We start from the raw sequence: 14,171 nt of genomic DNA on the forward strand, positions 1-14,171 counted from the left end.
TCGGGCTGCCCGCGCCCTGATCATCTATATTTTATTTGGCTTCCTGTTTTCCCGCTGTGACAAGCACGCAAACATTTTCCGGATAGGACGCCGCAAGCGAACGGACACCCAGCTCTGTCATGCGAAAAAACGGCAGGAACGCCGGATTGTCCGTTGCAATATACCCGTCTCCGGATTTGTTCCGCACCCGTACAGATGCAGGATCATTTTGCGCGATCCAGAACTGCAACTGCTGGAATGCATAACTTGCGGCGGCACAGACGATATCGTTGCCGGGATGAAGTCCGCTGTGTCCGGACAGCGTCATGGACAGGATATCGTCGTCATACCGGAATGCAATTTCAATCATTTGGGCGATGTCCTTTCTCCTCCGCGGTTGATATCCGCAGGCGCATTCGCCCGAATGGTCTCCTGCTTTGTAGACGTCTGCTCGGAGCTGTTCGCGGTCTGCGCACGGAGTGCGCGTCCGCCTTCCGAGTTTCCGCCCTTTGCAGTCGGCTCCGCTGAATCCTGCTGCTGAGACTTCCCCATGCTTACGCCTGACATTGCCGCAAGCGCCTGCTGCATCTGCGCCATCTGCATCTGAAGCTGCTGAACAACATTCAACAGGGTCTGTCCTTCCTGAACCTTCGCAATGATGTCGTCCTTTCCCTCAAACTCCATCGCTTCCAATGCGGCAAGCGATGCCTGCGCGTTCTCCGGCGCGAAGAATCCATTGCCGTACAGTTCCATGATAAAGGTGTTCTGGCTCAGACGCTGGTACGGAGAGCGCTTCTCCGCAGAAATCTTGATATCGTAGACTGGACGTTTGAGCGCAATTCCGGATTCCTCATTCTGTCCCGGATACGCCTCCGGCAGCTGACGGTCTGCCATCATCTGATTGCTGAACGACAGGAATTCCGACTTCCCACCCTTCCCGCTGACGCGAAACGAACGCTCCTCCGTATAGAACTGCCGGATCAGCTCGACAATCTGCGTGCAGATATCCTGAAAGGCGCGATAACCGCCCTCGATGATGTCGCGCGAGTTTTTATTGCCTGCCTCCTGCAACGCGGAGATGGCAGACGCGGCGGTAACACCAGAGGCTGTCGTACCGGAATTGACATCACGGTTCGATGTCGTTTCTTTCAGCTCGTCAATTTTCTGCTGTAGAATATTCAGCACAAAAGACGGCATAGTCGGCGCTTCAATCGGCTTCAGCTTCGATTCATCGATACTTCCGCCGACATGTACAATCGTGTTTTTCGTGTCGAGAAATTCTTTCTCGTCGATGATAGACTGTTCCGATGCCCAGTATCTCGGCTTCGCGGACACCTCCGCGTTCTCCATGATGTCCTTATACAGCTGGTCGATGTACATCTGATTGTCCTTGGCAATCGAAATAATACCGAATCCGTACACGGTACCGGCTTCCGGATACATGACGTCAAATACCAGCGGATACATGCCGTGGTCATACAGTCCGTTTTCATAGCCCTGTTCATTTTCAGTTGCAAACAGCACATGATCTTCCACGAACTTGCAGTAATGCAGAACGGTTTTTCCGTTCCGGAGCTTTTTGTAATACCAATCAATCACCGGAATCATGTCTTTGTTATCGGCGTAGTCCTGCTGGATGTACTGCCGGAAATCCCGCGTGTTGGACAGCGTTTCCGTGTCGAGATCGGGATACAGCTCCTTCAACTGATCCCTATGGACAAAGTCCACAATGAACAGATTGCGCGACTGCTGGAGATCAGTGATACCTGGCTGCCAGAAAATCTTGAGCGTATCGATGTGCCGGACAACAATGTCGCCTTCCCCATCGTTAATGTCCTTGTCCCAGAAAATGCCGTATGCAGACATGCCGTGTTTCAGCTTGTCCCACCATCCGTCGGAATACGCCTGTTCATACCGGTTGCGCTCCAGCACGCATGGTATGATCTCCGACAGGACGTCCGCAGCCTGCTCATCTTCCTGTTCGCGCGGGAGGATATTACAGGTCGGGAAATTGTCCATTGCATCCGCATGTTTGGCGGCAATCGCATTGAACAGCCAGCCGGACACCGGTTCCAGCTGTCCTGCCTGCTGCCGGAGCAGCTCCCAGTGCTGCATGCGGTACCATTCCTCGTTCCGGATGTGCTGCTCATCCAGATTGACCTTTCCGGCCTTGTATTCCTCCAGTACACGCATTGCAGATCGGACTTCTTCCGGGCCAATCGGAGACCGTGCGCCCAGTGCATCCTTTACCTCGCCGTCGTTCTGCGTCTGAATCGGCGGAAGCTCCTTCTGTACATGCATTTGCTGCGCAGGCGCCATTTTCTTTACAGCATCGCGCCCGTCCGAAAGCGCCGCAAACGACTGTAGTGCGTTTTTCTCGTCCTGCACCGGCTGCTGCTGGGACTGGGCGAATGCGGACACGGAGTCTATTTCAGACTGCGGCGTGTTGTCCTGCGTTTTCTTGTGTGCAGATGGCTTTGTCTGCTCGTTTTTTCCTGACGGCTGTGTTCCGGCAGCGTTGCTCTGCGGGCCGGTTGCGCTGTCTGATCCCGGCTGCGTGCCGAGCTGCTTTTTCTTTGCCATTATGTCCTCCTTCGGTAATATTCGTAATGCGCGCCGATACTGTATTCCGTATCATCCAGCGGGTTATACGGTTTGACGACAGCTTCCTTCTGTTTTTTGGATTTGATCGGGCGTTCCATGCACATATAGCGCAGTTCGTCGTAGGCGTGATCCTCCATGTCTGAATCCACATCCTCCACATGACAATCGTCATAGCAGAGAGCCGGAAGCGTGCGGATCATATTTTTGCAGGTATTAAAGAAATACAGCCCCGGACGTCCGTTTTCATCGAACGCAAGGCGGTTATGCACCTGCATTTTTCCGGCGATCCGCTGATGGTCTCCGGGGTCGAAAAAGATTCCCTCTCTCCGCATAATCTCCGCAATGGATTCGCCCTTCGATTCCTCGAAAATCGCGGGGTCTGCAATCCCATAGATCTGTCTGCCCTTCAAATTAGGATTTTGCTGCTCATAGGCTTTGATTTCCGCCGCCTGCTTTGCCGGTTCCCAGCGCACACCTGCGTTTGGCGTCCCGTTGCAGCCATATAGCTCACCGATGCGGTACAGTGTTCCTTCGGTATCCACGGCATACCATCCGACAGAAAACGGCTTGCTGTAACCGAAATCATAGGCGCGGTATACGCGCCAGTGTGCCGGAATGTCAAACGGTGCAATCACATGCGTATATTTCTGGTCGATATAATGATTCGGATCGTCCTTGAATTCCCGGAACACCTGCCCGTCAAAGCTATTCCAGTCGCCATACAGCAGCGCACGCTTGTCTGCATCCGGCAGGGTCGCAAGGTTTGCAATATAATCCGGGTCGTTCTCCATCAGAATACGATTGTCAAACACGGTCGCCGGGATGAAAATACGTGAGCGCATGATCTTGATTCCACCCTCACTCACCAATTCCCATTTTCGCTGATATGGTTTCAGCGAATCGATAAAGCGTTCCTTTACCCACGCATGCCCTACGCCGCCGGGGTTCGCCGTCGCACGGATATAACATCGGATGCTCTTGTCCGATGTTCGGCATCTGGACTTCAGATAGGCATACTGCGTGTACGAGAAATGGGTCAGCTCGTCGAATCCGATATACTGGTACTCATGTCCCTGATATTTTGTCTTGTCCGTTTCCCTGTCCATTGGGCGAAGCAATACCTTAGCGCCGCTTGGGAATGTCCAGATCGTCTTACTCGCGTTAAATTTTGCGCCCGGAACGGCGCGCGGGATAAAGCGCAGAGATTTATCCACCAGTTCCTCCAGCTGCTGATACGTCCGCCGGAAAATGATGCCTTTATAATTCGGCTTGTCAATCTGCCGCAGCGATTCCATCAGAAGTGCGTCTGATTTTCCGCCTCCGGCAGCACCGCCATATAACGCCTCGAATCCCGGTTCAGACAGAAATAGCTTTTGCTTCGGCTGCGGAGACCAGATGATTTCAGACATTTTTCTCCGCCTCCAGCCGTTTTAGTTCTGCCTCGCGTTCCGCTTCAAACTCTGCGGCGTTAATCGCCGGGATTTCAATGATTCCGGAGCTGTCTGCATCTGGATCAATTTGGGTCTCATTTCCGTTTAGAGACCACTGATCTCTTCTTCGGTTGAGGAGCCAGCGGAAGGCTGCCTGCGGAGACGGCGGGAAATACTTCTCATAAACGGTTTCCTTGACGATATTCCCGTCCTCGTCCTTCTCGATCTTCTTTTCTTTATAGTGGAATCCGGTCGCTGTACGGTAAAATGCATATTCCACGCAATCGTCCGCAGGCTTTTTCGCCTCCTCGATCAGCTCACGCAGTCTAGGGTGATCGTTTGCATACCGGAACATGGAACGCGGCGATACACCGAGCGCCTGCGCGACATCTTTCATTCTCGCGCCATTTTCAAACATGGTTTTGATTTCATCCATGCGCGGTGCAACGTGCGTTTCATATTTCGGCAACGTCTTACCTGTCTTTTTTGCGCACAAAAAATGCCACCTCCTTTGAGATGGCATTTTACACGGACTTGTCACTCCATGCTGTGACAAGCATCTTCCTCCGGGATGTGAGACACATTCACCTGATAGGCGCCCTCGTCCAGTCGGATGATATCCGCATCGTACTGTGCGGCGGCAATCATTTCTTCTGGCGTGATGACAAGCGTAAATTTCTGTCCGCCTCGGAGGCGGAGCATTGCCGCCATCATCAGAACAGTGGAGCGCGTCGTCACACCCTTGAGCTTGTCCATTTCCTGCCGGGATTCTGCCACAGTACGATCTCTATCATCCGCCAGCTTCTTTGCGTTATGATAGCAGCGCTGCCAGTATTCGGCGCGTTCCTTCCAGTGCTTCGCATTCTCAGTCATGTGCATCCTCCTCATAGAATTCCGTCATGCGTTTTGCGTTGCTGCACTCCATCCATCCCGGATGATTACAGCAATATCGACTCAGCCAGCGCGCACGGTCGTCGGCTGATTTAAAATATAGAATCGAACCCTCACAGTGCATTTCTTTTTTATCCGAACGGTACCTGATATAGTACGGACATTCGTAAACGTATCTTGCGCTCATGATTTCACCTGCAAAAGAGAGAGCCGCTTGAGGCGGCTCTGAGAAAGAATGGAGAGATGTTTCACTCTCACGCCTCTTGCGAGGCGTGACAAAAGAAAGGAGAATGAATCCAGAGGCAGGAGTTGCACCTGCCGCGCCGGGCACGCCCGCTCGGTCTGGCATATCGCCGGATTTTATGTCCGGCGAAAAAATAGAAATAGGAGGTTCCGCCGATGGTTGCAGAGGCTGGATTTGAACCAGCGATTTCCGGGATATGAACCCGGCGAGTTGCCTGACTTCTCCACTCCGCCAGATTGCCCTCCCAAAAGGGAGGGCTGGAAGCGAAACAGGGGGTGATCTAGTCCATGCCTTTGATCTGCAATCAGTATAGCATCCCTGTTATATATACAGCAAACATGGTTTCGCTCACATCATAATATGGTCAGTTCCGGGGAAGAGAATTCTTTGCAGGCGTTTCAGCGCCGCTTTTTTGTGCTTTCTCAGCGCTGTTTGGCTCAGATCGAACTGCTCTTTTCCGTTTCGCATTGCTTCCTCTACAGATTCCGGATTGGACAGGTAAAAGATATCCAGTATCTCTCTGTCGTGTTCCGGCAGTGTATTCAGTGCAGCTTCAACGGTATCCAGTTCTTTCTGAACAATCTTTTTCTGTTCTTTCGGAAGATCCCGGCGGGAAGCCAAATACCGAATGTGTCCAAGATGCTTCAATACATTCTCCGTCACGTTCATGTAGTCTATGTACCGTTCAAACATGGTATTTTCCTCCTGTTGTAAATTTATGCAATCATTATACAATTTTCTGATTACATCCACAACAGAATTACTTGATTGTGATACTCAGTCCCGCTTCGATGGACGCACCGGGGACATCAGTTCCATTCCGGATCGCCTCCTTGATTTTCCGCTTGTCCGGCTTAACCGTTACGTCCTCCACGGTATATTCCTCCGGAAGTGCATTCACATCCTCCACTACGAGTTTTCCGGGGGATTTTCGGAATGAGACATCGCACTTCGCCGTACAGAATCCGGCACCGTTCAGTGCCTCAGACAGCCACCGAATCAGGCTGTCTGCTTTTTCGTCCGCCTTTTTGCGGCGTTCGAGAAGCGCGTCAGCTTCCGTCTTCAGCGCCGCACTCTCTGCCCGGAGGTTCTTAACCCAGCAGGCGACATTTTCCACCTTTCTGTCCCGTTCCATCTGGAGCTTCGTCAGGCGGTCGAGATCATCCACCTCTCCGGTCTCCGGGTTGATGCAGGTCAGAATTGCTTCGTCGATTTCGTATAAGTTCATGGCGTCTCCTTTCACTGTGCATCCAGCAAATCAAACAAGCTGATGGTATCGAGTTTGTCATCCTCCGCTTTCAGGTATCCGACAGCGTCCCGGAAATATCCGTCGTTCAGCTCAATCGTGTATCCCCTGCGCCCCATCTGTACCGCCTTGAGCGCAACCGTACCAAGCCCGCCGAACGGATCAAGTACCAGGTCTCCCGGATTGGAATATCTATTGATAATGCGCTCCACGATATCCAACTGGAGCGGGCAGACATGCATGGTTTTCCTACGCTGGCTCTGTGTTGTGTTTAGTGTACGCATACGGTTAATATCATCCCACACATCCGGTGACCACGAGCCATTGGAAACCACTGCAAATGTTGCTGGCAGATGGCCGTCTTCATCCAGTTTCTTTGCAATCTCTACATGTTCCGCATAATCGTACACGGTTTCTCTGCTGTACTGCCGATATACAGCCTGCAGGCGGTTGACTGGTGTTTTCAGGATTTCTTCCTTTGTCATCAGTCGGTTCCCACTGCTGCGCCAGAATCCCGCCGCATCAATTTGCCACTGTGCACGGGTATACTCATCTTTGCTCTTTTTTACCGGTTCATCAGCGTATGCCTTGCTCCGATCTGTCGGCAACTTTCGGAACAACAGGATATACTCCGGGCATCCGACACCCATCTTTGTTCCATCCTTGCACTGCTCTGTCCAACCGAGGCGATATGTCTGGTTGTTTTCCCGAACGACATCGGTGAGCACTGTAATCATACCGAAATACGCAAATCCGTGTTTCATATAATGCTGAATGCACTGTGCATGAAACGGTTCCATAGTCGGCATTCCCATGCCGGTTGCATTTCCGAAAAGTACACGGTCTTTGACATGGCAGGCAAACACACGCCCCGGCTTCAAGATGCGCAGCAGATTCGGTGTAAGATAATCCATCTGCTCGAAAAATCGTTCCGTGTCCTCGTTGTGTCCGAAATCGTTGTAACTTGGTGTGTACTCATAATGATTGGAAAATGGAATGGATGTATGAATCAGATCAATGCTATTTTCCTCCATCCGTGCCGTTTCCTCCACGCAATCGTTGTTAACGGCTGTCCAGTTATTCCCTTTGATTTCCACTCGCTTCACCCCTATGCTTCGTGCCATCCGTTCCAACTGATCTCTGCCGGACAGCCCGTATTTTTTGACGATGTCCTGCATTTTCTCTTGTAGGTAATCATGTCGGTTCCATTTCTCTTCAAGCGCCTGCCAGATCATGTCCTCCGCCTCGGTATAGATAATATCTATAATCACCTGTTCCGTCTGCAAAAATCGATAAATGCGGTGCACTGCCTGAATAAAGTCATTGAACTCATAGTCGATACCGACAAAGATCGCCCGATGACAATGCCGTTGGAAATTGCATCCAGAACCGGACAGGCTCTTTTTCGTTGCGAACAGCCGCGTGCGTCCCTCCGAGAAATCAACAACGCGTTTTTCGCGCTCGTTATAATCCATGCTGCCATAGATCTCTACGACATCCGGGAGCGCAGCTTTCAGCGCATGCCGTTCCGCTTCCAGATCATGCCACAGAATGAAATGATCTTCAGGCGCGCTGTTCACGATCTCAGCCGCAACAGCTACACGCCGGTCAATGCTCTCACGTTTCTCCTTTGCTGCGTCTGCCAGCGACCGCGCAACTTCATTCGTCATCTGTATTTGACCGGTCTTTTTATCTATGACCTTGCCATACTGATCGGAAACAACATGCTTCCTGATTTCAATAGGCGGCAGCGCATAGCCTTCATCGTCATAACCAAGATCAGACGGCTTTTGAATAAACAGCGCCCAGCTGGACACCCACAACCAGAATTCTTCCTCTTTGTGTGGATAGAGCGTCAGGTTGTTTGCCTTGGTACTATCTCGCTGGAAGAATCGCGTCAGTGCTTGACCGGTGTCCATGATCTCCAGGTATCCAGCGTAATGGATGAGTTCTTTGTACTTATTCGGCGATGGCGTAGCCGTGCTCACCAGCTTATATCGAACGCCCCGGAACAAGTCCATAAATGCCTGAAACGTCTTGCTTCCGTAGCTTCGCAGCACGGACGCTTCGTCCAGTGCTGTTGCCGTGAACTGCTTCGGGTCGATATCACCGTCTCTGACACGTTCATAATTCGTCATCAGAATCGTGCCATCTGGCGCGGCATTTGCCTGCGCAGCGCTCATTATGTACTGCGGCGGGGCAATGTGCAGCAGCTCGACCGCATCGCGTGTAAACTCCTGCCGCACGCCCAGCGGAAGTACGATCAACGCTTTGCCGCCTTCGTGTCGGATGACTTGCGTACACCACTCCAGTTCCTGCACTGTTTTCCCGAGACCGAATGATTCAAACAGGGCGCGGCGGCCGCCTTTTACCGCCCACCGCACAGCGTCGCGCTGATGTGGCTTTAATGCCGGATTGATTTCATCCGGCGAAAGATTGAAACCACTGATCGGTGCCTTTACCAGCTTGGTGCGCAAAAACGAGTTGTAATTCATATTTCATCTCCTACTTCCCTCTCAGAACGGGACTTCTCCGTCGTCTGTGATCTCGCTGAAATCGTCCGCGTCGCCGACATCCGGAATGCCGGGCTGCGCGCTGCGTGATCCTGCATATGTACTGCTCTGCTCGCGGGACTTTTTGGTTTCTCCAAACTGGACATTCTCCGCAACAACTTCGATCGAAGTGCGGTTGTTTCCGTTCTTATCCTGCCAGCGTCTGGACTGGATGTTTCCGACCACGATTGCCATCATGCCCTTGGTGAACCACTGCGAAACGAATTCCGCCTGATGTCTCCATGCAACGATGTCAATAAAGTCGGTCTGGCGTTCTTTCCCGTTTCCACAATAGCTGCGTTCCACAGCAAGCGTGAACGTGACGACCGGTACATTCCCGGTCTGTGTATATCGAAGCTCCGGATCGCGGGTTAAGCGCCCCATCAAAATTACGTTATTCAGCATGTTTATCCTCCGTGTAAATGTAGACCTCAATTCTCGGATGTTCCGTATCGACAAAGAATTCGTCAACAAATCCGCATATCTGTTTCCAGCCATCGTTTTCGAGCACTCCGGCCTGTACCAAGCCATCCTGTATCACTTTCCGACCGAAGGCAGATATGTTATCCAGATCGCGCCTCCGGGAAGGCTCATACCATCTGTACAGCATTTTCACCGGATACAGGCTCCTTTCCACCTTTGGGATTTTCTTTGCGTACAGGGCGGCTGCGGCTGTCCAGCGTGCCTTTATCTTCGCGCCGCAGTGCCGGTTCGACCGTTCGGCGGCGGAGTAGTCATTCAATCCCGGCATAATCTCCGGGATTGTGAATGCACCAATCAACTTCCATTTCATTCTACGAACTTCACTTCTTTCAGCAGATCGAGGTGGAAGTCCGCACCGAAAATCTCGGAGCATTTGCGCTCCAGCACAGCCTGCGCATAGGTCGCGCCGTCCTGCTGGGAGATGCGCGTATAATCCCGCACATCTCTCTCGAACGCCTCCTGCAGACGGTTCAGCCGCTTCGCTCCGGCGCCGAACACCTCTGCGGCGGCAGTGAACATCAGCATGACATTGATCTGCGTCATGTCATGCACAGCAATATCAATCGATTTATCCCGCACCAGCTTCATGCGGATACGCTCGTCCATCGACATCGCTTTCGTATCCTGATACCGTGCGTCCCGCTTTGCACGGTTGTGCGCACGCTTCTGCTGTCTGTTCATCCGTTCGATCCTCTTTTCCTCAGTCGGTAGTTTCTCCCATCTTTTTTCTCGATCTGTACGATGTACGATCCGCACCGCTCGCGGATTCTGCCGCCGAGTGCCTCATCCATTCGGACAATCTGATCCAGCGACAGTTCCGTCGACAGGATAGTCAGCAGATTCGGGGACTTATACCGCGCATCCAGAATGCGCAGCGTGTTGTCAAACGCCCGGTTGCCGACCTCCGCGCCGCCGCGTGTTTTGAACAGGTCGTCCAGATACAGCAGGCGGCATGTCATCAGCGGGCGAACGGCGCTGTCAAAACGGTCGCTATCGTAATACAGCGCGTCGAGTTTCTGCATCAGGTCGAGCCAGCAGACATATTGACCGGGAATACCGGAACGGACAAGCTGCGCAAATGCTGCCGTACACAGATGCGTCTTTCCACATCCGCTCTGCCCGGTGACCAGCAGCCAGTCTCTGTCCGGATCGTCTGCATACTGCCGGATACGCGTTTTCAGCTTCGCCTGCCAGCCCTCCCGCGCACGGAACGCATCAAAGGTCTTGCTCTGCCAGTCGTCGCACACGCCGGACTCTTCCATCCGGCGCATGGTATCACGCATCTGTGCGCATTCGCAGGTGCGTGTCACGCGGGTTTGCAATTTCCTGTCCCACGCAAACACGACACCTTTGTTCCCGCAGAGCGGGCAGTCGATGCCGTAGTCTCTTTTGCGCACCACATGCCGCGCGTTTTCCCGCGCGCAGACCCACTCCTGATACTCGTCCTCGCTCATCTCGGTAATCAGCTCAGATGGTATACTCGTCGAAGCTGTAAACAGCTGTTCCATTCTTCCGTACCTCCTTCTCGTTCAAATATCCCTCGAACTTCGGGCCGAATAATGTTTCCGGTCGGAGATATTTGCTCATCTTTGCATCGTCCTTCCATGCGGCGCATTTGATATCAATCACCTTGAAGAAATCCTCCGGTGTGAATCCCTCCCGCAGGCGCGCATCAATCAGACGCTGTGTTTTGCGGCTGGCAGAACGATACGCTGTGCCGCATGCTTTGTTCAAATGATCCACAATCGAACGATATATATTTTTAGTATTTAGTTTTTTAGTATTAGGTTCTTTAGTATTTGATTGTGTCGGATTTACCGACGTCGGTGTTTCCGACATCGGTTTTGCCGACGTCGGATTTTCAGTCATCGGTACATCATATAGATACCAGATTGCTTCTCCCATTTTTCCGGTCTCTGTATCTCTCGCCTGAGATCGTTGGAGATACCCACATTCCTCCAGCTTTCGGACGGATTTGCGGATTGCGTCCCTTCCATCTCCGCCGCGCACGGCACAGAGGCCTGCCACACTAAAATTCCAGTCATCCGGAAGATGCAGCATGAAACACAGCAAACCGACGTCCCGCAGGTTCAAACGGCTGTCGCAGAAGATTCCTTTCGGAATAACTGTGTACTGAGCGTGACGCTTTCTCAAAATCGCCATGTTCCTCACTCTCCCTTCCGGTAAACAAGATTGCTCTCATCCCAGTCTGGGTACTGGGACTGCAAATACCCGCGGATTTCATCACGGAGATAATTCCGCGCCGGGGACTGGTCATAATCCCGGTGGCAGCGCGAGCAGAGCGTCACGATATTCTGCTCTACGCCAAGACCGGACTGCGCGCGGCTGATAAAGTGCGCCGACGGGCTTGCGGTATACGACGCACCACAGAGAATGCAGCGCCCGTGATCTCGCTCCCACACCCTGTCTTTTGTCTCGCGGCTGATCGCAAGTGCCTTAGTTCTCCTGTGCACGCTGATCCCACCTTTCCAGCATAGCCGTGACCTCTTCTTTCGGTCTGGTTTCAATATCCGCCATCCGGCATTCCTGCACGATCAGATCGATGAACCTCGACATCTGCGCAGAATCGAACGCGGACGATCCGTAGTAGGCAACGATGCCCTCCAGCATCGCATTCCCTGCGCGCAGGCTGCTTCCAGTGCGTTCCGTAAGCCAGCCCAACCCCTTTGACGACCAGTGCGTTTCAAACGCACTGAGGTCATCTGCGGCGATGTACAGGGCTTCGCAGTTGTCGCCCAACTCCCGGATGATTTCCCGGTAAACTGCCTCGCGGGGAATACCGGTTGCCGCTGCCAGCTTGCCGAGAAGTACCCAGGCATACGCATTCGCGTCGAGCGAACGCGGCGGTCTGTACTCTTTGATCTCGCAGCAGAGCGTCTTGTTCCCTTCTGTCAACTGTCTGACCGCGCGATTTACGCGTGAAAAGTCGTTCCGATCCGGCGTCATGGACAGGAAATAGTTCCGCGTGTAAGGGTTGAACTGGAACTGGAGATCAGAAACGCGAAATGCACTCACGCCTGCTGCGCCTCCTTCTTTTCCAGCCGGGCTTTGATGCCCGGAAAATCAGCTTTTGTGATTTCATGCGGATAACGGTATCCGGTCGCTTTATAAAACGACTGCGACCATTTCTCACCGAACAGCACCTTGCACATCTCAGTAACCCATGCCGCCTGCGTTGCGGAGATAGTCTCAGGCTGGGGAGCAGCATGGGGTTCCTGCTTCTGCACCGGGCGAGACTGGCGCGGAAAAGAAAACCGGACATTTCCTTTGTTGTCAACCAGCGTGAGCGAAACAATGCGGCGCTTCTCGTCCGTACTGATCTCGCTGACATGGAAAGATACACCGGGCTTCAGACGGTATTTTCCATTTCCCCCGGGCGTGATTTCTCCATCCATCGCTTCAATCCAGATAAACGGAGAAGTATACAGTTCTCTTCCAATGCCGTGGTTTGTGCACGCGCGTTTGAAACTGTCAGAGGCATGCCCCTTCTGAGCTTCCGTGTTCGATGGCGCACCGGCATCTTCCTTCCAGACCCACTCGTCGTTGTACTTCACGCCGACGGAACAGAATAAATTGCCGTTGTGGTCTTCATGTTTGCGCTGCCAATTCTCCGGCCCGACGGTTTCATCGAGGATATTCATGTCGCAACGGGCGTCCTTATACAGCAGGACAGACAATCCGAAGCCACCTTTATTGGTCTGCTTAATCTGCTGTACCCGACAGTCAATTTCTTCGGGAACCAGCGTGCGGAATCTGTATTCCATCAGGCATCCTCCTCCTTCATACGCCGCTGCTGACGGCTCAGTTTTGCTGCCATCGTCCGACGCACCGCGCGCTCACAGTGCGCCTGTGCGCAGTACCAACGCATATATGCCAGCAGGTTGGACAGCGGGACAAGTACTTCGCTCCTGTCTACCCGATAGTACCGGGAGCAGGCGCGGGACAGCGTATAAATGACCGCTGACCCATACAGCACGACCGGATTGACGGACTGTGCCGGAAGCACCGCGCGCGATGCGCGGGAAATCAGATCTTCCAGTTCTCCGGTTGCGTCGCCCAGCAGGTAATCAACCTGCTGGGAAACGGCGAACACATCCGCAATCTCGGACACCAGGGCGTCCTCCGTTAAGGCGCCTGCGCCAAACAGCGCGTCCGCCTGCATGTACTCGCTGACCTCCTCAATGAGCTTGTTCAACTGGGCGTACAGCCCGTAGTGCTGCGCTACTGCAACCCAGCCGGTTGCCTCATTCGTCGGTGTCCGTTTCATGCGTAAGCACCTCCTTCCCTGCAACATCCGCAGAACAGAAGGCACGCATGTTGACATGCTGAATAAAGCTGCCGCCGAATGCTTTCTCTCCATTCAGGAACGCCACATCCTCCGCGTTTTCGCAAGTGAATGTGATGGGACAATATGTATCCTGCGGGTCGATCGTCACGCTCCCGCGAAAGCCGTTGGATTTCATCGCAAGCGCGAGACCTCGCGCTCCGCCAAAAATAAGCTCAAGATTACTATTCATTTTTCGTTCTCCTTTCTCATTCTGCGCTGCTGGAAACGTGCGCAGCTGTAGACAATTGTGGGCGATACGCCTGCGGCAACCTGCTGCTCACAGGCAATGAAGTCAATGGCACCGCGCGTAGCCATCTCTGCACGTGCCATATAACGGCGGTTTTTGTCATCGTATATTCGGCGCTTCAGTACATTGTTACTCGCCACTACAGCT

20 protein-coding genes and 1 tRNA gene are annotated in these 14,171 nt (G+C 52.9%); all 21 read right to left on the reverse strand.

The window, feature by feature from the left end:
* Window positions 1-31 precede the first annotated feature (31 nt).
* The 21 genes from ACLM7Z_RS13150 to ACLM7Z_RS13250 all read right to left on the reverse strand — a co-directional run bounded on the left by ACLM7Z_RS13150 (window position 32) and on the right by ACLM7Z_RS13250 (window position 14,164).
* Window positions 32-349: a ribosomal-processing cysteine protease Prp gene (locus ACLM7Z_RS13150; protein ID WP_435645294.1), complete on the reverse strand. Its 318-nt coding sequence runs from the start codon at window positions 347-349 to the stop codon at window positions 32-34.
* Entirely contained in the window at window positions 346-2,562 is a 2,217-nt protein-coding gene (locus tag ACLM7Z_RS13155; RefSeq protein WP_435645295.1) for a portal protein, read from the reverse strand. The genes ACLM7Z_RS13150 and ACLM7Z_RS13155 overlap by 4 nt, the downstream gene beginning before the upstream one ends.
* Window positions 2,562-3,992, reverse strand: coding sequence for a terminase large subunit domain-containing protein (locus ACLM7Z_RS13160; protein ID WP_435645296.1), 1,431 nt, complete (start codon window positions 3,990-3,992; stop codon window positions 2,562-2,564). The genes ACLM7Z_RS13155 and ACLM7Z_RS13160 overlap by 1 nt, the downstream gene beginning before the upstream one ends.
* Window positions 3,985-4,509 (reverse strand): hypothetical protein, encoded by a 525-nt coding sequence (locus ACLM7Z_RS13165; RefSeq protein ID WP_435645297.1) that lies wholly within the window; start codon window positions 4,507-4,509, stop codon window positions 3,985-3,987. The genes ACLM7Z_RS13160 and ACLM7Z_RS13165 overlap by 8 nt, the downstream gene beginning before the upstream one ends.
* A gap of 41 nt (window positions 4,510-4,550) precedes the next feature.
* On the reverse strand, window positions 4,551-4,886 hold the full coding sequence (locus ACLM7Z_RS13170; protein ID WP_435645298.1) for a hypothetical protein: 336 nt from the start codon (window positions 4,884-4,886) through the stop codon (window positions 4,551-4,553).
* Window positions 4,879-5,091, reverse strand: coding sequence for a hypothetical protein (locus ACLM7Z_RS13175; RefSeq protein WP_435645299.1), 213 nt, complete (start codon window positions 5,089-5,091; stop codon window positions 4,879-4,881). Before ACLM7Z_RS13175 ends, ACLM7Z_RS13170 begins: the two co-directional genes overlap by 8 nt.
* Window positions 5,092-5,304: 213 nt before the next feature.
* A tRNA-Met gene (locus ACLM7Z_RS13180) sits at window positions 5,305-5,382 on the reverse strand.
* 114 nt (window positions 5,383-5,496) lie between these two features.
* Window positions 5,497-5,841, reverse strand: a complete 345-nt coding sequence (locus ACLM7Z_RS13185) for a hypothetical protein (RefSeq protein ID WP_435645300.1) — start codon at window positions 5,839-5,841, stop codon at window positions 5,497-5,499.
* 67 nt (window positions 5,842-5,908) lie between these two features.
* Entirely contained in the window at window positions 5,909-6,376 is a 468-nt protein-coding gene (locus tag ACLM7Z_RS13190) for a siphovirus Gp157 family protein (RefSeq protein WP_435645301.1), read from the reverse strand.
* Window positions 6,377-6,387: 11 nt separating this feature from the next.
* Complete coding sequence (locus tag ACLM7Z_RS13195; protein WP_435645302.1) at window positions 6,388-8,889, reverse strand: DNA methyltransferase; 2,502 nt, start codon at window positions 8,887-8,889, stop codon at window positions 6,388-6,390.
* Between the two features lie 21 nt (window positions 8,890-8,910).
* A complete protein-coding gene (locus ACLM7Z_RS13200; RefSeq protein ID WP_435645303.1) occupies window positions 8,911-9,351 on the reverse strand; it encodes a single-stranded DNA-binding protein in 441 nt (146 codons plus the stop codon).
* On the reverse strand, window positions 9,341-9,739 hold the full coding sequence (locus ACLM7Z_RS13205) for a RusA family crossover junction endodeoxyribonuclease (protein WP_435645304.1): 399 nt from the start codon (window positions 9,737-9,739) through the stop codon (window positions 9,341-9,343). Before ACLM7Z_RS13205 ends, ACLM7Z_RS13200 begins: the two co-directional genes overlap by 11 nt.
* Window positions 9,736-10,110: a hypothetical protein gene (locus ACLM7Z_RS13210; protein WP_435645305.1), complete on the reverse strand. Its 375-nt coding sequence runs from the start codon at window positions 10,108-10,110 to the stop codon at window positions 9,736-9,738. Before ACLM7Z_RS13210 ends, ACLM7Z_RS13205 begins: the two co-directional genes overlap by 4 nt.
* Complete coding sequence (locus ACLM7Z_RS13215; protein ID WP_435645306.1) at window positions 10,107-10,937, reverse strand: ATP-binding protein; 831 nt, start codon at window positions 10,935-10,937, stop codon at window positions 10,107-10,109. Before ACLM7Z_RS13215 ends, ACLM7Z_RS13210 begins: the two co-directional genes overlap by 4 nt.
* On the reverse strand, window positions 10,897-11,592 hold the full coding sequence (locus ACLM7Z_RS13220; RefSeq protein WP_435645307.1) for a conserved phage C-terminal domain-containing protein: 696 nt from the start codon (window positions 11,590-11,592) through the stop codon (window positions 10,897-10,899). Before ACLM7Z_RS13220 ends, ACLM7Z_RS13215 begins: the two co-directional genes overlap by 41 nt.
* A 5-nt stretch (window positions 11,593-11,597) precedes the next feature.
* Complete coding sequence (locus ACLM7Z_RS13225; protein ID WP_435645308.1) at window positions 11,598-11,903, reverse strand: HNH endonuclease; 306 nt, start codon at window positions 11,901-11,903, stop codon at window positions 11,598-11,600.
* Complete coding sequence (locus ACLM7Z_RS13230; protein WP_435645309.1) at window positions 11,887-12,465, reverse strand: hypothetical protein; 579 nt, start codon at window positions 12,463-12,465, stop codon at window positions 11,887-11,889. Before ACLM7Z_RS13230 ends, ACLM7Z_RS13225 begins: the two co-directional genes overlap by 17 nt.
* Complete coding sequence (locus ACLM7Z_RS13235) at window positions 12,462-13,214, reverse strand: hypothetical protein (RefSeq protein WP_435645310.1); 753 nt, start codon at window positions 13,212-13,214, stop codon at window positions 12,462-12,464. Before ACLM7Z_RS13235 ends, ACLM7Z_RS13230 begins: the two co-directional genes overlap by 4 nt.
* The gene (locus ACLM7Z_RS13240) at window positions 13,214-13,717 is read right to left on the reverse strand and encodes a hypothetical protein (protein ID WP_435645311.1); all 504 of its coding nucleotides are present in this window, start codon (window positions 13,715-13,717) and stop codon (window positions 13,214-13,216) included. The genes ACLM7Z_RS13235 and ACLM7Z_RS13240 overlap by 1 nt, the downstream gene beginning before the upstream one ends.
* Window positions 13,695-13,967: a hypothetical protein gene (locus ACLM7Z_RS13245; protein ID WP_435645312.1), complete on the reverse strand. Its 273-nt coding sequence runs from the start codon at window positions 13,965-13,967 to the stop codon at window positions 13,695-13,697. Before ACLM7Z_RS13245 ends, ACLM7Z_RS13240 begins: the two co-directional genes overlap by 23 nt.
* Entirely contained in the window at window positions 13,964-14,164 is a 201-nt protein-coding gene (locus tag ACLM7Z_RS13250) for a hypothetical protein (protein WP_087017627.1), read from the reverse strand. The genes ACLM7Z_RS13245 and ACLM7Z_RS13250 overlap by 4 nt, the downstream gene beginning before the upstream one ends.
* Between the last annotated feature and the right edge of the window lie 7 nt (window positions 14,165-14,171).

This window comes from Butyricicoccus porcorum (assembly GCF_051246315.1).
Classification (GTDB): domain Bacteria; phylum Bacillota; class Clostridia; order Oscillospirales; family Butyricicoccaceae; genus Butyricicoccus_A; species Butyricicoccus_A porcorum.